General features: G+C 69.5%; 20 protein-coding genes. 12 read left to right on the forward strand and 8 right to left on the reverse strand.

The annotated features are described in order from the left end of the window. Window positions 1–101: 101 nt before the first annotated feature. Both NL114_RS14400 and NL114_RS14405 read right to left on the reverse strand, forming a co-directional pair. A complete protein-coding gene (locus NL114_RS14400; RefSeq protein ID WP_254821613.1) occupies window positions 102–389 on the reverse strand; it encodes a DNA-directed RNA polymerase subunit L in 288 nt (95 codons plus the stop codon). Window positions 390–462: 73 nt separating this feature from the next. Beyond that, window positions 463–864 carry an OsmC family protein gene (locus tag NL114_RS14405; RefSeq protein ID WP_254821614.1) on the reverse strand — a complete coding sequence of 134 codons (402 nt, stop codon included), beginning with the start codon at window positions 862–864 and terminating at the stop codon, window positions 463–465. A gap of 138 nt (window positions 865–1,002) precedes the next feature. Here NL114_RS14405 and NL114_RS14410 point away from each other — a divergent pair, with 138 nt between their 5' ends. The 3 genes from NL114_RS14410 to NL114_RS14420 all read left to right on the forward strand — a co-directional run bounded on the left by NL114_RS14410 (window position 1,003) and on the right by NL114_RS14420 (window position 2,696). Beyond that, complete coding sequence (locus tag NL114_RS14410) at window positions 1,003–1,491, forward strand: hypothetical protein (RefSeq protein WP_254821615.1); 489 nt, start codon at window positions 1,003–1,005, stop codon at window positions 1,489–1,491. 113 nt (window positions 1,492–1,604) lie between these two features. Beyond that, window positions 1,605–2,405: a translation initiation factor IF-2 subunit alpha gene (locus NL114_RS14415; protein WP_254821616.1), complete on the forward strand. Its 801-nt coding sequence runs from the start codon at window positions 1,605–1,607 to the stop codon at window positions 2,403–2,405. 72 nt (window positions 2,406–2,477) lie between these two features. Beyond that, entirely contained in the window at window positions 2,478–2,696 is a 219-nt protein-coding gene (locus NL114_RS14420) for an RNA-protein complex protein Nop10 (protein WP_254821617.1), read from the forward strand. 48 nt (window positions 2,697–2,744) lie between these two features. Here NL114_RS14420 and NL114_RS14425 read toward each other — a convergent pair whose 3' ends face one another. Beyond that, a complete protein-coding gene (locus NL114_RS14425; protein ID WP_254821618.1) occupies window positions 2,745–3,749 on the reverse strand; it encodes an HhH-GPD family protein in 1,005 nt (334 codons plus the stop codon). A 117-nt stretch (window positions 3,750–3,866) separates the two neighbouring features. Between NL114_RS14425 and NL114_RS14430 the strand changes: the two genes are divergently transcribed. After that, entirely contained in the window at window positions 3,867–4,058 is a 192-nt protein-coding gene (locus NL114_RS14430; protein WP_254821619.1) for a hypothetical protein, read from the forward strand. Window positions 4,059–4,112: 54 nt separating this feature from the next. Here the strand turns inward: NL114_RS14430 and NL114_RS14435 are convergent, their stop codons facing one another. Beyond that, window positions 4,113–4,694, reverse strand: coding sequence for a DoxX family membrane protein (locus NL114_RS14435; protein ID WP_254821620.1), 582 nt, complete (start codon window positions 4,692–4,694; stop codon window positions 4,113–4,115). Window positions 4,695–4,937: 243 nt separating this feature from the next. Here NL114_RS14435 and tenA point away from each other — a divergent pair, with 243 nt between their 5' ends. The 3 genes from tenA to NL114_RS14450 all read left to right on the forward strand — a co-directional run bounded on the left by tenA (window position 4,938) and on the right by NL114_RS14450 (window position 6,822). Then, window positions 4,938–5,603 carry a thiaminase II gene (gene tenA / locus NL114_RS14440; protein ID WP_254821621.1) on the forward strand — a complete coding sequence of 222 codons (666 nt, stop codon included), beginning with the start codon at window positions 4,938–4,940 and terminating at the stop codon, window positions 5,601–5,603. Beyond that, window positions 5,600–6,307: a TenA family protein gene (locus tag NL114_RS14445; RefSeq protein ID WP_254821622.1), complete on the forward strand. Its 708-nt coding sequence runs from the start codon at window positions 5,600–5,602 to the stop codon at window positions 6,305–6,307. The genes tenA and NL114_RS14445 overlap by 4 nt, the downstream gene beginning before the upstream one ends. A 179-nt stretch (window positions 6,308–6,486) precedes the next feature. Further along, a complete protein-coding gene (locus NL114_RS14450; RefSeq protein ID WP_254821623.1) occupies window positions 6,487–6,822 on the forward strand; it encodes a ribbon-helix-helix protein in 336 nt (111 codons plus the stop codon). A gap of 66 nt (window positions 6,823–6,888) precedes the next feature. Here NL114_RS14450 and tbsP read toward each other — a convergent pair whose 3' ends face one another. Continuing rightward, window positions 6,889–7,704, reverse strand: coding sequence for a transcriptional regulator TbsP (gene tbsP, locus NL114_RS14455; RefSeq protein WP_254821624.1), 816 nt, complete (start codon window positions 7,702–7,704; stop codon window positions 6,889–6,891). 237 nt (window positions 7,705–7,941) lie between these two features. Next, on the reverse strand, window positions 7,942–9,966 hold the full coding sequence (locus NL114_RS14460) for a hypothetical protein (protein ID WP_254821625.1): 2,025 nt from the start codon (window positions 9,964–9,966) through the stop codon (window positions 7,942–7,944). A 320-nt stretch (window positions 9,967–10,286) separates the two neighbouring features. Between NL114_RS14460 and glyA the strand changes: the two genes are divergently transcribed. Further along, window positions 10,287–11,537, forward strand: coding sequence for a serine hydroxymethyltransferase (gene glyA, locus NL114_RS14465; protein WP_254821626.1), 1,251 nt, complete (start codon window positions 10,287–10,289; stop codon window positions 11,535–11,537). Window positions 11,538–11,672: 135 nt separating this feature from the next. Beyond that, entirely contained in the window at window positions 11,673–13,064 is a 1,392-nt protein-coding gene (locus tag NL114_RS14470; RefSeq protein ID WP_254821627.1) for a PAS domain-containing sensor histidine kinase, read from the forward strand. A gap of 72 nt (window positions 13,065–13,136) precedes the next feature. Here NL114_RS14470 and NL114_RS14475 read toward each other — a convergent pair whose 3' ends face one another. Beyond that, on the reverse strand, window positions 13,137–13,976 hold the full coding sequence (locus tag NL114_RS14475) for a hypothetical protein (RefSeq protein ID WP_254821628.1): 840 nt from the start codon (window positions 13,974–13,976) through the stop codon (window positions 13,137–13,139). A 95-nt stretch (window positions 13,977–14,071) separates the two neighbouring features. On the opposite strand from NL114_RS14475, the gene NL114_RS14480 reads away from it, so the two are divergent. After that, window positions 14,072–14,608, forward strand: a complete 537-nt coding sequence (locus NL114_RS14480) for a cob(I)yrinic acid a,c-diamide adenosyltransferase (RefSeq protein ID WP_254821629.1) — start codon at window positions 14,072–14,074, stop codon at window positions 14,606–14,608. Between the two features lie 82 nt (window positions 14,609–14,690). Here NL114_RS14480 and NL114_RS14485 read toward each other — a convergent pair whose 3' ends face one another. Next, complete coding sequence (locus tag NL114_RS14485) at window positions 14,691–16,688, reverse strand: AMP-dependent synthetase/ligase (protein ID WP_254821630.1); 1,998 nt, start codon at window positions 16,686–16,688, stop codon at window positions 14,691–14,693. A 117-nt stretch (window positions 16,689–16,805) separates the two neighbouring features. On the opposite strand from NL114_RS14485, the gene NL114_RS14490 reads away from it, so the two are divergent. Beyond that, window positions 16,806–18,074, forward strand: a complete 1,269-nt coding sequence (locus tag NL114_RS14490; protein WP_254821631.1) for an adenosylhomocysteinase — start codon at window positions 16,806–16,808, stop codon at window positions 18,072–18,074. Window positions 18,075–18,124: 50 nt separating this feature from the next. Next, window positions 18,125–19,309 (forward strand): acyl-CoA dehydrogenase family protein, encoded by a 1,185-nt coding sequence (locus tag NL114_RS14495; RefSeq protein ID WP_254821632.1) that lies wholly within the window; start codon window positions 18,125–18,127, stop codon window positions 19,307–19,309. Window positions 19,310–19,320 lie beyond the last annotated feature (11 nt).

Genomic DNA, 19,320 nt, shown 5'->3' on the forward strand with positions numbered 1-19,320 from the left:
GCTGGCTTCACTTCCGCTCCGCAGTCGCGGGGAGAGAATCGGCGTCACTGGACGGCCGACGGAGACGACTGGCAGGAATCCGCGTAGGAATTCAGAGCGTGTTACGCGGCAGCGGACTCGAACGCGTCGCGGAAGGTCGTCGTCTTGTCTCTGACGTTCTGGGCGGCGGCCTCCAGCGCGTCCAGCGGCGCCGTGCCGTCCTCCGTCTTGATGGTGAGGATGGGGTCGGTCTGACCACCGGACTGCTCGGGATTCATGTCGTAGGTCGCCGCGGCGACGCCCTCCGTCTCCAGCAGGGCCTCCTTGAGGACGTTCATGAAGGTGTGGTCCTCGCCGGCGATCTCGATGGAGAGTTCGGTCTCCTCGTTCTCGATGACGCGCAGGTCCATGCCCACCGGTAGCCGACAGCCGGCAATAGAACTTGCGAAGCGGGATGCAGGCGGAGAACGGCGTTCGGCCCCGTTACAGGTCGGCGCCGGGGTGGATGCTGACGTCGGCGTGGAGTCCCTCACGGAGGGCGGCGTGGACGTGGCAGATGTCGTCGGCGAGCTCCTTCAGCTCGTCCTGCTCGTCGTCGTCGAGGTCGGCCTCGACGTGCATGTCGAAGCTGATAGACTCGAGGTCGTCGTCGTCGTCGAGGTCGGCGGAGGCATCCGTCTGGATCTTGCCGAGGTCGTCGTAGTCGTTACGCTGGGCGCCGGCGCGGAACGCGAAGGTATAACAGGAGGCGTAGTTCGCCACCAGCACCTCGTTGGGGGAGGGCCCGTCCTCGGTCGTGGCGTCGATGCTCAGCTCGAACTCGCCGACGATACTCAGACTGTGAAAACCGGAGTCGTTCGTCGTGGTGGACTCGATATCTGCCATAGCGGGTGATACCACTCCCGACGCGACCGTAAACGTTGCCCCGAGGCGCCAGCAGTTATCGGCCGGCGCCGGGACTCGGGGCGCGAATCGCCCTGGCTCTCCGCAACGGTTTTTCCCCCACCGGGGCGAGAGGGTGGTATGGACGAGTCGTCCGAGGGGCAGTCCGAGGACACCGTCGACCCCGAGGCGACCGACGAGGACGTCGAGGCGGCCATCAACGGGGTCGAAACAGCCCCTGACGGGTCGAGCGCCCCCCAGAACGACCCCGATGAGCCGGCTGCGTCACCGGACGAGTCGGCAGAGCCCGTCGCGGAGGGTGCCCCCAGCCCCGATTCCGACCCTGACCCGGGTGACCTCCCGGACGAGGTCATCAACGCGCCGGCCAGCGCCGAGGACGGGGAGCACACCCTGCTCGAGGACTACGAGCGCGAGAACGAGCCCCGGTGGAAGGGAGCCGCCCGCAAGGGCGCGTTCTGGGTCGGTGCGACCGCCGTCGCGGTCGCGGTGACGCTCACCGCCGTCGTCTCGTTGCGGCAGAGCGGACTCTCGGACGGTGTCGCGTTCATCCTCGCCAGTGTGGGGATGGCGGTCATGGTCGGGTTCGTCTTCCTCTCGCTCAACCGCTAGCCTGACCAGCGCCGTGGCCGCTGTCTCGTGCCCCGCGGACGGCCCACTCGGCCCCGAGATGGGCGGTCGCGATTCTCGGTGGGTTTATCCCCGCCAGCGGGCTAGCGTCGCGTATGAAATTCAGCGGCTATCCCGACCCCGGGGAACTCGTCGTCGGCCGGGTCGACGAGATCGAGGATTTCGGCGTGTTCGTCGACCTCGAGGAGTACGAGGACAAGCGCGGACTGGTCCACGTCAGCGAGGTCGCCTCCGGCTGGATCAAGAACGTCCGTGACCACGTCGGCGTCGACGAGCGCGTCGTCTGCAAGGTGCTCGAGGTCGACGAGGACGCCCAGCAGATCGACCTCTCCATCAAGGACGTCAACGACCACCAGCGCTCGGACAAGATCCAGGAGTGGAAGTCCGAGCAGAAGGCCGAGAAGTGGATGGAGCTCGCCTTCGGCGAGGACATGAGCGACGAGCAGTACAGCACCGTCGCGAACGCACTGTTCGCCGAGTTCGGGTCGCTGTACGACGGCTTCGAGCAGGCTGCCATCCACGGCCACGAGGCACTGGAGTCCACGGACCTCTCCGACGAGGACGCCGACGCTATCGTCGAGACCGCCCGCGAGAACGTCTCGGTCCCGTACGTGCAGGTGACGGGCTACGTCGACCTGCGTGCGCCCGGCCCGGACGGCGTCGAGACCGTCCGGCAGGCCCTGGAGGCCGCGGAGGGCAACGGCGAGGTTCCCGACGAGATCGACCTCGAGGTCACGTACGTCGGCGCGCCCGAGTACCGCATCCGCGTGCAGGCGCCCAACTACAAGACCGCCGAGAGCCAGCTCGAGGAGGCCGCGAGTCGCGCCCGCGAGGCCATCGAGGGCGCCGGTGGCACCGGGGAGTTCCACCGCGAGCGCCGTACTGACGACGAATAACGGCGCATAAGTGGTGGGGTGGAGAGATAGCTCGACAATCACGACCGGCGGTCGATAATCTGCCCGATTCCCATGAAATCCGACATCCACGTCTGTTCCGACTGGCGCGAGGCCCACGACCGGCCGGTGTACACGCTCGGCGACGAGTGCCCCGAGTGCGGCGCCGAGGCGGTCAACAGCGCGCCCGCGCCGTTCAGTCCCGAGGACCCCAACGGGGAGTACCGGCGCCGCGCGAAGCGCCGGCGAGGGCTGTTGCCGGACGCCGACGGCGGCACCGGCACCGACGAGTGATGGGCAGGTAGCGGAGTAGCCCCTCGCAGCGACGCGCTCCTCGACAGTTCAGCGCCGGAGTTCCACGACGACCCCCTCGTCGGCGTCGGCCACGGCGACCAGCCCGTCGTCGGCGAGGTCCTCGACCAGGTCCCGGAGCCACTCGCGGCCGTACTCCCCGTCGGGCGTGTAGTCGACCCGGACGCGCGGCCCGAGGTCGTCGAGCCCGAGTTCCCCGTGGCTCGAGAGCGCACGCACGACCCGGCCCCGCATCTGTCGCCGACTCCCCTCGAAGTCGGGCTGGGTGGGCACGTCCGGCGCGGTGAAGTCGTTGGTCGCGTAGGCGTGGCACCACTCCCGCCAGGGGCAGTCCGCTTCGTCACAGTTCGGGGTCTTCCCGCAGGCGACTCCACCGAGTTCCATGATGGCGTTGTTCCAGACGCGGGACTCGGTAGCGGGCATCAGGAAGCGAGCGACACGCTCGAAGGCGTCGTCCTCATCCGGGGTATCGAACGCCCGATGCAGCACCCGTTTGACGTTCGTATCGACCACCGCATCCCCCTCGTTGAACGCGAACGATGCGACCGCGTTCGCGGTGTACGGGCCGACGCCCATCAGCTCCTGCAGTCCCTCCGGCGTCCGAGGGAACTCGCCCGCATCGACGCCATCCACCTCACCCGCCACGACCTGTCGGGCGGCCTCGTGGAGGTACTTCGCGCGGTTGTTGTAGCCCAGCGAGTGGTCGGTCCAGAACCCGACCACGTCCCCACGGTCGGCGTCGGCCAGTGCCTCGACGGTGGGCCACTCGTCGAGGAAGTCGTGCCAGGCTTCGACCACGCGGTCGAGCTGTGTCTGCTGGCTCATCACCTCCGAGACCAGGATCTCGTAGGGGTCCTCGGTCTCGCGCCACGGGAAGGAGCGATGGTCGGCCTCGTACCACGCGACGAGCGCCTCGCGGACCCGCTCGACCGCCTCGGTGTCGTCGGGGAGGGCAGGTGCATCGCCGTCCTCGTGGGCAGCGCCCGCTGCGGTGCCGTCTGCCAGTTCCTCGGGCCCGGGCCCGGCGTCGGTCATCACCCGGAGTCCGGGCGGGCGGTACTTTACCGGTGGCGGTTCCGGGTGGTCGGCGTCGCGCACCGGAGGGGGCGCCGCGACACCACCCTCAAAGGGCTGGCCATCGGAGCCCCACCCATGCACACGACCGGTCGGCTCCTGGTCGCGGCGGTCGTCTGCCTCGCGGTGGCGTGGCTCGCCGGCCAGTTCGTCGGCGTCACCGCCGGGATGGCGCTCACGGGGCTCGGACTCCTGCTCGTCGTCGCCGCCATCGCGAACTCCTATCTGAACGATGTCCGCCAGGGCTACCGCTCGGCGAGCGAGGAGTGAGCAGGAGGCGGACGCGGAGCTAGCTGTCGAGTAGCACGCGAAAGAAGAGTGGGTTCAGCCCAGCAGCAGGCGGAGCCAGCGGTTGTTCTGGACGACCGCCATCTTCTCGACGATGGCGTCCACGCCCAGGATGCGGCCCGCGCCGACCGCGCCGAGGCCGAACAGGAGGGCCGCGTAGACGAGGTGGTCGTCGACGACCCAGCCGTGGGCCACGGGGAGTCCGGCCATGATGCCGCCCGTCAGGCTCGCCGCCCAGAAGAACATCATCATGACGGCGCCCCAGAACGCGTTCCAGCGCACCGCCGCGCCGATGATGAGGCCGAGGCCGGTGAGGGTCAGTCCCCACATGACGAGGCCGTCGACCAGCGGCATCCCGGCCATGCTCGCGAAGAACCCGGTCAGCGGGTTGCCCTCCGGAATCGCGTGGAGCAGGAAGCCCGACGCGGTCCAGTTGTTCTCCGGGTTCGCGTCGAGGTACGTGATGAGCTTCGTGAGTCCGCCCTGGAGGAGGACCCAGCCCATGACGACCCGCATCGAGACCAGTGCGTAGCCGAGCCAGTGTTCGCTGTATTCGAAGTGCGCCTCACGACCGAATATCTCGGTGTCGAGTTCTCGGGTTGGGGTCTTAGTTGACATCAGTGGTCACCTTACAGATACACCTACGACTGGTATCCATATCATCCTGAACGGTGATTCCAACTTCCTGAGAATGTATGGATGACGTCCGATTCGTCCGGATTTCGTGTATGTGGTGGGTTATCCCGACTGGTGTTTCGGTGGCGGAGTTGGGTGTTGCGACCCGGGAGCGCGGTGCGGCCGCCGTGGGTATAACTAGTTGATACCATCAACTGATAAGTCGGTTCGTCACGGAGGAGCGACATGGGATTCACGGACGAACTCGAACCCCTCCACGACGAGGTCGTCACCGGCATCGTCGAGCACCCGATGGTCGCGGGTATCGGCGACGGGACGCTCGCCCCCGAACCGTTCCGGCGCTGGGTGCGGCAGGACTACGTCTACCTCGTCGAGTACAACCGCGTGTTCGCGCTCGGTGCCGCGAAGGCCCCCGACCTCGGCCGGATGGGTCGGTTCGCGGAACTGCTCCACGAGACGCTCCACACGGAGATGGACCTCCATCGGTCGTACGCCGCCGAGTTCGGTATCTCCGAGGCCGAGCTGGAGGCCACCGACCCCTCGCCCACGACCCGTGGGTACACGGATTTCCTCGTCCGGGTCGCCGCGCTGGGGACGTTCGGCGACCTCGTCGCCGCGCTCCTCCCGTGCATGTGGGGCTTCAACGAGACAGCCGAGCGCCTCGCGGCCGATGGCCTCCCCGACGAGGAGCGCTACGCGGAGTGGATACGGACGTACACGAGCGAGGAGTTCGCCGACCTCGCGGACTGGTGCCGGGAACTGCTCGACGAGGTCGCCGCGGGCGCGCCCGAGCGCACTCGCGAGCGCTATCGGGACCTGTTCCACACGTCGGCGCGCTACGAGTACCGCTTCTGGGACGCCGCGTACCGCGACGAGGGGTGGGGCGTATGAGCGACCACGACCCCGGAGCGACGGTTCCGGCCGACTTCGCCGAGCACGAGGCCGACCGCTACACCGAGTGGCTCCGCGCCCGGACGGGCGCGGACTGGACCGACGCCACCGGACACCGGTTCGTCACCGAACTGGGGGACGACACGCTCGCGGACGCCGTCTTCCGTCGCTATCTCGTCCAGGACTACGCCTTCGTCGACGCGCTCACGTCGCTGGTCGGCCACGCCGCGGGGCACGCCCCGACCGTCGAGGCACGCGTGGAACTGGCCGACTTCCTCACGACGGTGGGGACCGACGAGGATGAGTTCTTCCGGCGCTCGTTCGACGCGCTGGACGTTCCCGAGGGCGACCGGACCGACCCGGACCTGTGGGCCGTCACCCGCGCGTTCGAGGATCTGCTCGGGCGCGCGGCCCGCGCGGGCTACGCCGAGTCGCTGGCCGTCCTCGTTCCCGTCGAGTGGGTGTATCTGGAGTGGGCGACCGCAGCGGCCGAGGAGCCTCGCCCCGACCGCTTCTACCTCGACGAGTGGATCGACCTGCACGCCGTGCCCGCGTTCCGCGAGTTCGTCGGGTGGCTGCGCGAGGCGCTGGATGATGTGGGTCCGGCGCTGTCCCCCCGTCGAGCACAGCGCGTCGACCGGCTGTTCCGCCGGTCGGTGGAGCTGGAGGTGGCCTTCTTCGACGCCACGTTCCAGCACGAATGAGCTCCGATACCGGTGGAATAACCGAGAAGGATCCGGGATAAGTTCCGAGTATTCTGGGTAACTGGAGAGTTCAGTCGGATGGACCACTTTCCCGGGTCGGGTGGGGCGACGCCGTCGGGTCGCTTCGCCCACACGCGGACAGCACAGCCCTCAAGCCCGTCGCCGGTCTCGGTCGGGGTATGAGTCTGGACGAGCTGTCCGCCGACATCGAGGCGACGTACGCGGAACTGGGCGAGGCGATGGACCTGTCGCTGGACCGTGAGACGCGCAACGAACTGGCGCTCCTGGCGGCCGCCTACGACCCCGACGAGCTGGACGAACTCGTCCGGCGTGGGGTTCACATGCTGTTCCAGTCGGCCGTCGAGACCGGGAACATCGACTTCCACCTCCGCTCGGGGTACGACGTGACCTACGACGAGTACCTCTCGGGGATGACCTACGAGGAGATGACGGGTGGCGCCGCCGGCGCCGGTGGCCCCCCGGACCGCGACGACACGCGCCGCTATCAGCAGTAGCCCCCACGAGAAATCACCGTTCGTCCCGTCCCCGTTCGTCCCGTTCCGTTCCCCTTGGGTTCCGATTCAGGCCGCGGCCAGCGCCGAATGCGTGGCGCTGACCAGTTCCTCGATGTCGGAGTCCTGCAATTCCTCGTCGCCCAGCAGGAGCCGGAGGCGCGGTCGCCCGACGTCGATGGGCACCTTCTCGGTGTCGATGAGGTCGTTCTCCTCGAGTTTCGTCTTCGTCCGCGAGAACGTCGCCTTCGAGGCGATACCGATGTCCTCGCCCCACTTGCTGACGTCGTAGAGGAGTTCGCGGTTCCTCGCGGCCACGAGCAGGCTGATCGTCACCTCGTCCAGCCCCTCGCCGTCGCCGCGGGCGGTCTCCAGCGTCGCGAGGACGGCGTCGAAGTCGTCGGCGGAGTCCGGCCCGAGCGATTCACGCAGCGTCTCGCGGACCCGGGAGATGGCGGGGGTCCGGAGGTTGTACGGTTCGGCCGCCTCCCACGCGTCGGCGTACTCGTCGTACGCACCCTCGATGAACTCCCCGTCGTCGGTCGCGAGCGCGGCGACCCGACCGCCACCGGCGACGAGTGCTGCGACGGAGTCCTGGGTCACGAGGAGCGTGTTGTCGCCGTTCTGGTACGTCCGGAGCTCGAGGCGTCCGGCCTCGACGAGGTCGGCGGCGCGACTGGCGACGATGAAGTCGTCCAGCACGGCCTTCAGCACGCCCTCGTCGGCGAGGAGGTGGACCGTCGGCCCACCGTCGGTCGAGAGCACGTCGACGAGTTCTTCGACGGTCTCCGAGGCCGGATTCACGACGAAGACCGACTCGTCGACGTTGTCTAGTGCTTCCGAGAGTACCTCGGCGATACTGTTCTCGAGTAGATTAGCATCCATGATAGCTGGTGTAACTATGACCTGAAGTATATATTAATTTATTGGCCAACTGTGAGGAACTGGGCGTCTCGAGCGCGGACGGGGCGCGTTCGGCGGTCATCGGGCGATCGAGGACGATTGCCCGGTGTCGGGTGGTTATTCGGTCCAGTAATACAAAAGGCTCCCGGCTCGTCCCGCCCGGGTCGCCGATCGCCGTCCCGACCCTGCCTGGGTCGCCGACCGTCAGCGTGACCGTGGTCACGTGTCGCCGACCGTCAGCTCCGCGGCGAGGTCGGTCGACCAGTGGAGGCGACCGTCGTAGCACACCGGGAGGGAGCGGTCCCGGAGCAGGGCGACCGTCTCCTCCCGGCTCAGTTCGACCCTGGCCGGCCGGCCGTCCAGTCGGTCACAGCGGCCGAACGGCGAGCGGTGGCTCCGCCCGGTGGCGTCGGCCGAGAGGACCTCCTGGCCCACCTCGAACCCGCCCTCGCCCTCGCTCTCGCCCTCGGAGACGTGCAGCACCGCTGGCGACGCCGCCGGTGCCAGCGCGTACGTGCCGTCGCCGACCACGGCGTAGTCGCTACCCATCAGTATCTGCTGGCGGGCGAGCGAGAGGGCTCGCTCGAAGCCCACCCCGCGGATGAGCAGGCGGGCGAACGCCGTCCCGACGGTCGCCGCGTGCCGGTCCAACACCGTCGTCAGCGTCACGGCGCCCGCGACGCTCCCGCGCTCGACGAGGCGCTGGCCCTGCTGGTACGAGCCACAGGCGTTCAGGAAGAACGTCCGCGCCCGGACCGTCTCCAGGTCGGCCACGTCGAGGTAGCCGTTCCGGCATCGCAGTCCCTCGCGCTCGCAGTGGCCGATGTAGTGGACGAAATCACACGGCTGCTGGAGGAGGTCGGCCAGCGCGTACCGGTCGAGCGAGCCGTGGACCGTCACGTCGACCTCCAGGTCGGCCGCCCGGTCGCGGTAGATGTCGGCGACGGCTCGCTCGCCGGTCATGTCGGTGTCGTTGCAGACCACGGCGATATCGAGCGGCCCCTCCCGGTCGCACTGGGCGGCCAGCCGGTTCCGGTAGGCGGTGGGGGTCGTCTTGAACGCCTCGATGGGGGTCCCGTCGGCGAGCCAGCCGTGGAGCCGGGCGTTCCGGAGCTCCGGGGCGAGCCGGTCCGCGGTCGCCACGTCGCCGGCCGACCGGGTCGTCACCCCGTCGCCGTCCGCCGGGACCGCTGCCGGTTCGGTCGTGCCGTCGACGAGGGCCGTCCCCGGCCCCCGGTAGAACCCGTCGAGGGCCCGCCGGAGGAGCGAACTGCCGTCGAGTTCCGACGCGGCGGCCGGGTAGACGAGGCTCAGTCGGTCGAGCAGGTGGGGGAGACAGCGGACGGTCCGTGTCCCGCCGTCGACGTACGTCGCCAGCGGCCAGGCCGGGAGTTCGGCTTCGATGCGCTCGAAGGGCGTCTCGAGGTACGCTGCCAGCCGCTCGGCGGGCGAGCGGGCACGCACGGCCCCGGGGTCGAGTCCGACCTGTTCGAGCAGGCCCGTCCCGGCCAGTCGCTCCGCCGGCCGGTCGCGGGCCAGGCAGTCGAGATTGAACACCCGCCGGAGCAGGTCGGCCACCGCGTCGGCGAACGGTCCGTCCTCGACCGGGAGCGCGCGGTCGATTCCGGCCTCGGGGGCCCGGAGTCGCGGTCGCGACCGCCCCTCGTCGACCCGTACCGTCGCTCCGAGGTAGAACGCGAGCGGGGCCGCCAGCGCACAGGTCGTCAGCGACGGTGGGAGCCGGAGTTCGATTCCCGATTCGGGCGTGGCCCGCTGGACCGCGGCCGGGATGTCCCGCTCGCCGAACGCGACGAGCGGTGGGTGGCCGCGTCGGTCGGGGTGGGAACGCTCGGGCCCGAGCGTTTCGAGGGCGGACGAGGCGTGTGTGAGCGCCGTCGCGGCACCCGCCGGCGTGGGAGGGACCGTCACCATCGGCGGGTTCGCGGTTCGGTCGCGGAAGCCGACCGTGACGGCCGTCGGGGTGTCGAAGCGGACCGTGCTCCGCGGGACCGGCTCGGTGCCGGCACGGGGACCTGACGGCTCGCCGCCACCTGGTTCGCTCGTCTCCCCGCCGGCGGGACCGACTCCCGTGCCGCTCCCGTCGGTGAGTGTCGGCGGCTCCACGCGCGCCGGGCCGTCGAAGCGGAGCACTGTCTCGACAGGGCCACCGCTCGCGACCAGCGCCTCGTCGGCGTCGAGCCTGACCTCGCCGGTGGCCGTGCGGGCGCTCGTCGGGGCCTGCACCGAGACGGCCGAGCCGGGGAGCGTGAGGCGTGTGGTCCGTCCGCCGGTCCGTGTATCGACCGGGAGCGGGAGTGACGGGGACGAACCGGTGGGTGTCCCCCGCCACGCGGCCGCAGCGACTCGGATGGAGCCCTCGCGGCCGTGCGCGACTATCTCCCCCCCCGATGTGGAACACCACACCATCCGTAGAGCGAATCTCGGGTGCCCGACCAAAGAACTACCGCCCAGCAGGCCCGGGCCTTTTTACCCGCCGGCCGGGTTACCCGCCCGGATTGCCGGAGACGGGAAGCTACTTCCATACCCATCCCCGACGCTCTCGTATGTACGACCGCGTCCGCGAGACCGACCCGGCAGTGGCCGACGCCCTCGCCGGTGAGGTGGACCGCCAGCGCGAAACCCTCGCGATGATCGCCTCCGAGAACCACGTCTCCCCCGCCGTGCTGGAGGCCCAGGGCTCCGCGCTCACCAACAAGTACGCCGAGGGCTACCCCGGCGAGCGCTACTACGCCGGCTGCGAGTACGCCGACGAGGTCGAGCGCCTCGCCATCGACCGCGCGAAGCAGCTCTGGGGCGCCGAGCACGTCAACGTCCAGCCCCACTCGGGCACGCAGGCCAACATGGGCGTCTACCTCGCGATGCTGGACCCCGGCGACAAGATCCTCTCGCTGGACCTCAACCACGGCGGCCACCTCTCGCACGGCCACCCGGCCAACTTCACCGGGCAGACCTACGAGGTCGAGCAGTACGAGGTGAACCCGGAGACGGGCTACATCGACTACGACGACCTCCGCGAGCACGCCGAGCGGTTCGACCCCGACATCGTCGTCTCGGGGTACTCCGCGTACCCGCGCGAGGTCGAGTTCGAGCGCGTCCAGGCGGCGGCCGACGCCGTCGACGCCTACCATCTCGCCGACATCGCCCACATCACTGGGCTCGTCGCCGCCGGCGAGCACCAGTCGCCGGTCGGCGTCGCGGACTTCGTCACCGGCTCGACGCACAAGACCATCCGCGCCGGCCGGGGCGGCATCATCATGACCGACGACGAGCACGCCGGCGACATCGACCCCGCCGTCTTCCCCGGCGGACAGGGCGGCCCCCTGATGCACAACATCGCCGGCAAGGCCGTCGGCTTCAAGGAGGCGCTCTCGGACGACTTCGAGGCGTACGCCGCACAGGTCGTCGACAACGCGAAGGCGATGGCCGAGGTGTTCGCCGACCACGGCCTGAAGGTCGTCTCCGGCGGCACCGACACCCACCTCGTCCTCGTCGACCTCCGCGAGTCGCACCCGGACCTCTCCGGTGGGACCGCAGAGGAGGCCATGGAGGGGACGGGCCTCGTCCTGAACGCCAACACGGTGCCGGACGAGTCCCGCTCCCCCTTCGACCCCTCGGGCATCCGCGTGGGCACGCCCGCGCTCACCACCCGCGGCATGGGCGAGGACGCCGTCAGCGAGGTCGCCCACCTCATCTGTGACGTGCTCGACGACCACGACGACGGGGCGACGCTGGACCGCGTCTCCGAACAGGTGGAGGCGCTCTGTGCGGACTATCCGCTGTACGAGGACCTGTAGGCGGGACCCCTCGACGTGACCGCTCTCCCCGTCGAGAGCGGTGCCGGGGTCGCCGTGGCGCAGCACCGGCGGTGGAGCCGGACGGCCGGCAGTAGCCGGCGAGTTTTTCCGTACGAAGCGGATACGGACCTGCAGATGGACCCCTCCCCGTCCCTGGGCGTTCTCCTCGACCATGCCAGGGACAAGATCATCCTCCTCGACGAACGGGGACGGGTCACGTACGCCAACGGAGCCGTCGAGGATATCCTGGGGGCCTCCCCCGAGGCGTTCGAGGGCGAGGACGTCTTCGACTACATCCATCCCGACGACATCGACGCGGTCCGCGCGGCGTTCGAGGAGACCATCCGCAGCGAGACGTTCGTCGAGACGACCATTGAGTACCGCTGCCGGGCAGCCGACGGCTCCTGGGTCCACCTCGAGAGCCGGATGTCGAACCTTACTGACGACGAACTGGACGGGTACGTCGTGAGCTCCCGGGACATCACGGACCGTGTCGCGGCCCAGCGCGAGCACGAGGCGGTGACGAGACGGCTCCGGGAGCTGTCGGCCACGACGGGCGACGTGCTCTGGATGTTCGACGGTGACTGGTCCGAACTCCTCTTCGTCAACCCCTCGTACGAGGACGTGTACGGCCAATCAGCCGAGGCGCTGGAGGCGGACCCGCAGCGGTTCCTGGACACCATCCACCCCGACGACCGCGCGGCGGTCGAAGAGGCGATGGCGTATCTGTCGGCCGGCAACTCCGCCGACATGGAGTACCGGGTGAACCCGGAGAAGGACTACCGGACGTGGGTCTGGGTCCAGGCCGAGCCCATCGTCGAGGACGGCGAGGTGGTCCGCATCACCGGCTTCACTCGGGACATCACCGACCGGCACCGACGCGAGCGCCAGCTCTACGTGCTGGACAACCTCCTGCGACACAACCTGCGCAACGACATCAACACCATCTCGGGCAACGCCGAACTCATCGAGCAGGAGGCACCCGAGGTGGCCGACAGGGCCGCCGTGATCCGACGGACCGGGGAGAACCTCCTCCGCAGTGCGGAGAAGGACCGAGACATCATCGAACTGCTCATCGGGGCCACCGGACCGGAGCGGGTCGACGTCGTCGCGGCGGTCGAGACGGCCGCCGAGACCGTCAGGGACCGCGGTCTCGTGGCCGACATCGATATCTCCACTCCCGAGACGGCCGACGCCCTCGCGCTGCCGGAACTCCACCTCGCCGTCGTGGAACTCGTCGAGAACGCCATCCTGCACAGCGATGCCGACACGCCGCTGGTGTCGGTCACCGTCGAGCTCGACGCCGAGCGGGTGGTCATCCTCGTCGACGACGACGCGCCGCCCGTCCCCGAGATGGAGGAAGCGGTCCTCAGCGGCCACCACAACATGGACGGGCTGTACCACAGTACCGGGCTCGGACTCTGGCTCGTCTACTGGGTCGTCGAACTCTCCGACGGCCGCATCGAGGTGACGCGCCGGGACGGTGGGAACCGAATCCGGGTGGACCTGGCTCGCCCTCCGGAGTGAGTCCGGAATCCGTCCCGGTCGCAGCGACGGGCTGCTCGTCCGCCGGGAGATGCCCCACGCCTCGAAGACGAGCTATCCCTCCCGGGCGACCAGCAGGAGTATCACCCCGAACAGCCCGCACAGCGCCGCGACGTACCAGCCGATACCGGTGTCGATGGTCACGACCGCGGCGGCGCCGATTCCCAGGAACAGCAGCGCCAGCACGCCGGCGGCCAGCCGGACCTGCGGGTTCGGGTCCCGGCCCGTCTCCGGGTCCGCTGTCGCGACGACCGCATCGAGTGCCGCCTCCACGTCGGCGAGCCGTGCTGTCGGGACCAGCAGCCGGGTCGTGCTCCGGCCGAGCCGCCCCGGTCGGTTCGGGACCGCCAGCGTGACCAGCGAGAGCGGGCCGAGCCGGCGCGACCGGTAGCCGGTCACGCGGTCGAGTTCGAACTCGCGAGCGCCCGTGTCGAGGACGGCACGCTCGGTGTCGATGGTTCCCCGGGTCGCCGCCACGGCGTACGTCAGCCCGGCCAGCACACCGCCGCCGACGATGGCGGCCGCCACCCGTGGGTCGAGCCACCAGCTCCCGACGAGAACGGCCCCACCGGAGAGGCCGAGCGCGACCCGCTGTCGGACCGAGAGCGCCAGCCCCATCGTCATCTCCTCGGGGTAGAACGAGGGGCGCTGGTCGGGGTCGCGGAGCATCGGGAGCAGGTAGAGCAGCGATGCGGGGCCCCCGACCAGCGCGAGCAGGACGACCAGCGCCCGGGTTCCGGCGCTCCCGGTCCAGAGGGTGAGTCCGAGCAGGGCGAGCCCGCCACCGACGACCACCACTCCCACCCCGTGGAGCAGCGCGGCGGCGAGCAGGAACAGGACCCGGAGCCACCGCTCGGTCGTCGCGTCGTGGCGCCACGTGACGCTCTCGGCCATCACCGAGGCTGCACCGCTCAGCGGCAAAGAGGTGTCGGCGCGGTCGGACCGCCGGTGCCGCCTGCTATAAGTCTCCGCCGCCCGAACCGGGATGCATGAAGATCTACACCGGTCGCGGTGACGAGGGGATGACCGACCTGCGTGACATGAGCCGGGTGTCGAAGACGAGTCCGCGCATCGAAGCGTACGGCACCGTCGACGAGGCCAACACCGTCGTCGGGATGGTCCGTCCCTCGGGCCACGACGACATCGACGAGAAGCTCGAGGCCATCCAGAACCACCTCCACATCGTGCAGGCCGACTTCGCCAATCCCGACCTGGACGACGACGACGCGCCACATCTGGAGGAAGAGCACGTCGACGAACTGGAGGACTGGATGGACGCCTACGACGAGGAGCTGGAGCCGCTGGAGAACTTCATCCTGCCCGGCGGCAGCGAGGCCGGCGCGCACCTCCACCACGCCCGCGCGGTCGTCCGGCGGGCCGAGCGACGCTCCGTGGAGTTGGCGTCGGACGAGCCCGTCAACGCCACCGCCATCGCCTACCTGAACCGGCTCTCGGACGCGCTGTTCGTCTTCGGCCGCGTCGTCAACCAGCGCGACGGCGTCCCCGAGGAGTCGCCGAGTTACTGACTCCGAAGACGGAACGCGGGGATGTCGGCCTCGGTCGTCCGCAGGAGGTGTCGGCCTCGGTCGTCCGCAGGAGGTGTCGGCCTCAGTCGTCCGCGGCGGCCTCGGCGTCGGCGTCCCCTTCGGCCGGCATCCGCCCGTAGATGTCGTCGATGAGGTGCTCGTGACGGCTCCGGATGATGCGGCGCTTCTTCTTCAGTGACGGCGTGAGCGCGTCGTTGTCCGCGGTCCACTCCTCGGGAGCGAGGCGGAACTCCTTGATGGTCTCGTGGTGGCCCAGCCGTTCGTTGACGGCCTCGACGTCCTCGGCGACCCACTCGCGGACGCGCTCGTCGTTCGCGACGGCCTCGGGGTCCTCGGGCAGGTCGATACCCGCCTCGTCGGCCCACTCCCGCAACTGCTCGAAGTTCGGCACGATGACCGCACCGATGAACTTCTCGTTGTCGCCGACGACCATCACCTGGTCGATGCGCGCGGAGGTGGCGAACTCGTCCTCGATCGGTTCGGGGGCGACGTTCTTGCCCGTGTCCAGTACGATGAGGTTCTTCCGGCGGTCGACGAACGAGTAGTAGTCGTCCTCGTCCCGGGCCACGATATCGCCGGTGCGGAACCAGCCAGCCTCGGTGAACGCCTCCTCGGTCTTGTCGGGCTTCTGCCAGTACCCCTCGAAGACGTTGGGGCCCTTCGCCAGCAGCTCGCCGACCTCGCCATCGGCGGCCTCCTTCTGCTCGGGTGAGACGACGCTCCGGTCCAGCTTGAGCTGGACATCGTGGAGCGGCGGCCCCATCGTCCCGACCTTGATTTCCTCGGGCGGGTTGAACACCAGCCCCGGTGCCGTCTCGGTCAGGCCGTACCCCTCGATGATGGTGATACCCATCGCCCGGTAGAGCTTCGCGAGGTCCTCCGAGAGGGACCCACCGCCGGAGACGAACATCTCGATGTTGCCGCCCAGCGCCTCGCGGACCTTCGAGAAGACGAGTCTATCTGCGAGCTTCATCTTCGTCCGGAGGCCGAGCCCCGGCGACTCGGCCTCGTCGTACGCCTTCCCGGTCTCGACTGCCCACTCGAAGATGCGCTTCGAGACGGGCGAGTCGCTGGCCTGCTCGCGCATCCCGTTGTAGATGCGTTCGTACACCCGCGGGACGGAGTTTGCCACCTGTGGTTGCACCTGCTGGATGTCGTCGGCGATGGTGTCGGTCGACTCGGCGTAGCCGATGGTGATGCCGGAGGCGAGCGACTGGAAGTGCCCCGACCGCTCGAAGGCGTGCGCCAGCGGCAGGAAGGCCAGCGAGGTCTTGCCGGGCTCGAACTTCGGCATGTCCTCGGGCTTGTCCGGCCGGGGGCCGAGCCGCTTGCGGACGGCGTTCATCAGGCTCCGCCAGTGCTTGTGCTGCAACATCACGCCCTTCGGGTCCCCGGTCGTCCCGGAGGTGTAGACGAGCGAGGAGAGCTCGGTCCAGTCCCGACGGTCGAGCCAGCGTTCCACCGCGTCGCGGTCGAACTCCTCGCTGCCCAGCTCGTACACCTCGGCGAGCGTGTGGACGTCGGCGTCGAACGGCTCGGTGGCCTCGGCCGGTACCTCGTCCAGCGTGACGATGAAGGAGAGCGGCAGTTCGGTCTCGACCTCCGCGAGCGTCTCCAGCAGGTCGGCGTTCTCCACGACGACGCCCATCGAGCCGGGGTCGTCGAGGAGGTACTTCACCTGCCGCGGGCTGGACTCGGTGTAGACGGTCGTCGCGACGCCCTCGGCGGTCTGGATGGCGAAGTCGGCATGGGCCCACTCCATCCGCGTGTCGGCGTAGATGCTCACCCGGTCGTCGGCCTCGACACCCAGTTCGCGGAAGCCGGTCGCGAGCCGGGCGACGATGTCGCCGACCTCCTCGTACGTGATGGCGGCGTACTCGCCCGACGGTGCCGCCGGGACGATGCCGCCGGCTACGAGCGACCGGTCGTAGATGCCGCCCTTGTAGAGCTGGCAGTCCAGCTCGCCGTGCCGCTCGACGGCGTCGAAGAACGCCCTCGGGATGGTCGTCTCCCCGATGACCTCGTCCGTGTACTCCGCTTCGGCCTGGCGCCAATCCATGCGGGCCGGTACCTCCCGCTCACCTTAAGTATAGGGGGCCGTTCGCGAGGGTCCCTGATACACCAGGCAGGGGCCGACGTCCCCGACACCTTTGCCGTCGCCGGCCCCTGACCCCCCATGGTCGACCGCCCACGGATGGACGAGGCCGACCCGCTGTCGTGGATGCGCGAACAGATGCCGGTGTTGCGGACGCTCGGTGCCGCGGGGGAGCCACTCGCCGGGACGACAGTCGGCGTCGCCTCGCATCTCGAACCTTCGACGGGGTTCTTCATCGAGACGCTCCACGAGGCCGGCGCCGAGGTACTGGCGACGGCCAGCCAGGCCGACAGCACGCACGACGATGTCGTCGACCACCTCGACTCGCTCGAGCGGGTGGAGACGTTCGCCGACGCCTCGATGGACGACGACGCGCTCGATGCGGCCCATCGCCGGCTGCTGGACCGCGAGCCCGAGCTCCTGCTGGACGACGGCGCCGAGCTCGTGGTGAAGGCCCACGACGACGTGTCGGACGTGGCCGGCGCGGTCCGGGCGGCCGCCGAGCAGACCACCTCCGGCGTCAGTCGGGTCGAGGCGATGGCCGACGCCGACCGGCTCCGCGTCCCCGTCTATCGGGTCAATCACACCCCGATGAAACACCAGTTCGACAACGTCCACGGCACCGGCGAGTCCGCCCTCACCAACATCGCGATGATAACCAACACCATCATCGCCGGGCGCACCGTCGTCGTCGCGGGCTACGGCTACGTCGGGAAGGGGGTCGCCCGGAAGGCCCGCGACCTCGGTGCCGAGACGGTCGTCACCGAGATCGACCCCCGGAAGGCCCTGAAGGCCCGGATGGACGGTCATCGGGTGGTGCCGATGGCCGAGGCCGCCGCCGAGGGCGACCTGTTCGTCACCGCGACGGGCAACTGCCGTGTAATCCGTGACGAGCACTTCGAGCGGATGCCCGACGAGGCGATGCTGGCGAACGTCGGGCACATGGACGTGGAACTCGACCTCGACGCGCTCCGCGAGCGGGCTGTCGAGGTGACCGAGACCGACCAGGGTATCACCCGCTACCACCTCCCCGACGGCCGGCGGCTGGACGTGCTGGCCCGCGGGCGACTGGTCAACCTGACGGGCCCGTTCAGCCAGGGCCACCCGGCGGCCGTGATGGACACCACCTTCGGCGCGATGTTCGTCGCCGGTCGCGACCTCGCCGACGGCCCGGTGCCCGAGCCGGGCGTCCACGACCTGCCCGACGACCTCGACCGCGAGGTGGCCGAGCTGGAACTCGACGCGATGGGTATCGATATCGACTCGCCGACGGACCTGCAGTCGGCGTATCTGGACTCGTGGGACCGCGAGGGGACACTCGAAGCGTGGGAGCAGGGAGACTGGGACTGACCCCGAGAGACCGGGCGAAGCTACTTGCCCCGGGCTGGTGACGGGCTCCTATGCGACTCGACGAGTCCGACCGGATGTTCCGTGACACCCTCCGGGAGTTCCTGGAGCGCGAGGTCGCGCCGGACCTGCCCGAGGCCGACCACGAGCCCGTCTCGAAGGAGCAGGCCGTGACCTACCAGCGTGACCTGGGCGACCTCGGCGTCGGTCCGGGTGCCGGCGAGGATGCCTCGTTCGAGGACCCAGTGACCTACGCCGTGACCATCGAGGAGATCGCGCGGGTGTGGCCCAGCCTCGTCATGATGATCACGATGGGGTTCCCGTTCCCGGCGGCACTCGTGCCGTACGCCGGCGACCGGACCCGCGAGGCGCTGGGTGACCGGTCGCGGGCGGGCGAACTGGTCGGTTGTCTCGCCGTCACGGAACCGGCGGGCGGCAGCGACACCACCAGCCCCGCGACGACCGCCGAGCGGGACGGCGACGAGTACGTCATCGACGGGGAGAAGACGTGGGTGTCGAACGCGACCATCGCGGACGTGGCGCTGGTGCTGGCGACCGACGTGGACACCGGCGCGCGGGACTTCTTCCTCGTGGACGCCGAGACGACGAGCCTGGAGTCCCGGGAGCTGGACAAGCTGGGGTGGAAGGGGTCCCCGACCGGCCAGCTGTTCCTCGACGAGTGCCGGATTCCGGTCGAGAACCGGCTGCTGAACGCCGTCGGCCGGATGGCGAGCGAGGGTGGCACGAACGTGCTCGAGAACCCGATATTCCGGACCCAGGACCCGCAGAACGCCATGTTCGCCTACATGCGGACGGGCATGGCGTCGATGGCGGTCGGCATCATGCAGGCGTCGTTCGAGGCGACGCTGGACTACGCCACCGAGCGGACCGTCGGCGGCGGGCCCATCGCCGGCAAGCAGCTGGTGCAGGACCATCTCTACGAGATGAAGGCCGGCGTCGAGACCGCACGGCTGCTCACTCACCACGCCGCCACGCACGTCGCCGAGGGGCACGCCGACGCCCGGCTGCTCTCCTCGCTAGCGAAAGGATACGCCTGCGAGACGGTCGTCGATGTGGCCAGCCGGGCGGTCCAGGTCCACGGGGCCAACGGCCTCTCGACGGACTACCCGGTGGAGCGCTACCTCCGGGACGCCCGGACGACCACCATCCCCGACGGGACCACGGAGATCCAGAAGCTCATCGTCGGGTCGGAGCTGACCGGCCACGCGGCCTACTGACGGAGGCGGGT

The sequence above is a fragment of the Haloglomus halophilum genome (assembly GCF_024298885.1).
Lineage (GTDB): Archaea > Halobacteriota > Halobacteria > Halobacteriales > Haloarculaceae > Haloglomus > Haloglomus halophilum.

Bases quoted from the DNA above. Each gene is read 5' to 3' on its own strand.
- NL114_RS14445 (WP_254821622.1), top strand. From the start codon at position 5,600: ATGAGCGACCACGACCCCGGAGCGACGGTTCCGGCCGACTTCGCCGAG.
- NL114_RS14410 (WP_254821615.1), top strand. From the start codon at position 1,003: ATGGACGAGTCGTCCGAGGGGCAGTCCGAGGACACCGTCGACCCCGAG.
- tbsP (WP_254821624.1), bottom strand. From the start codon at position 7,704: ATGGATGCTAATCTACTCGAGAACAGTATCGCCGAGGTACTCTCGGAA.
- NL114_RS14400 (WP_254821613.1), bottom strand. From the start codon at position 389: ATGGACCTGCGCGTCATCGAGAACGAGGAGACCGAACTCTCCATCGAG.
- NL114_RS14490 (WP_254821631.1), top strand. From the start codon at position 16,806: ATGGTCGACCGCCCACGGATGGACGAGGCCGACCCGCTGTCGTGGATG.
- tenA (WP_254821621.1), top strand. From the start codon at position 4,938: ATGGGATTCACGGACGAACTCGAACCCCTCCACGACGAGGTCGTCACC.
- NL114_RS14450 (WP_254821623.1), top strand. From the start codon at position 6,487: ATGAGTCTGGACGAGCTGTCCGCCGACATCGAGGCGACGTACGCGGAA.
- NL114_RS14495 (WP_254821632.1), top strand. From the start codon at position 18,125: ATGCGACTCGACGAGTCCGACCGGATGTTCCGTGACACCCTCCGGGAG.
- NL114_RS14435 (WP_254821620.1), bottom strand. From the start codon at position 4,694: ATGTCAACTAAGACCCCAACCCGAGAACTCGACACCGAGATATTCGGT.
- NL114_RS14480 (WP_254821629.1), top strand. From the start codon at position 14,072: ATGAAGATCTACACCGGTCGCGGTGACGAGGGGATGACCGACCTGCGT.
- NL114_RS14420 (WP_254821617.1), top strand. From the start codon at position 2,478: ATGAAATCCGACATCCACGTCTGTTCCGACTGGCGCGAGGCCCACGAC.
- NL114_RS14475 (WP_254821628.1), bottom strand. From the start codon at position 13,976: ATGGCCGAGAGCGTCACGTGGCGCCACGACGCGACGACCGAGCGGTGG.
- glyA (WP_254821626.1), top strand. From the start codon at position 10,287: ATGTACGACCGCGTCCGCGAGACCGACCCGGCAGTGGCCGACGCCCTC.
- NL114_RS14430 (WP_254821619.1), top strand. From the start codon at position 3,867: ATGCACACGACCGGTCGGCTCCTGGTCGCGGCGGTCGTCTGCCTCGCG.
- NL114_RS14425 (WP_254821618.1), bottom strand. From the start codon at position 3,749: ATGACCGACGCCGGGCCCGGGCCCGAGGAACTGGCAGACGGCACCGCA.
- NL114_RS14415 (WP_254821616.1), top strand. From the start codon at position 1,605: ATGAAATTCAGCGGCTATCCCGACCCCGGGGAACTCGTCGTCGGCCGG.
- NL114_RS14470 (WP_254821627.1), top strand. From the start codon at position 11,673: ATGGACCCCTCCCCGTCCCTGGGCGTTCTCCTCGACCATGCCAGGGAC.
- NL114_RS14485 (WP_254821630.1), bottom strand. From the start codon at position 16,688: ATGGATTGGCGCCAGGCCGAAGCGGAGTACACGGACGAGGTCATCGGG.
- NL114_RS14405 (WP_254821614.1), bottom strand. From the start codon at position 864: ATGGCAGATATCGAGTCCACCACGACGAACGACTCCGGTTTTCACAGT.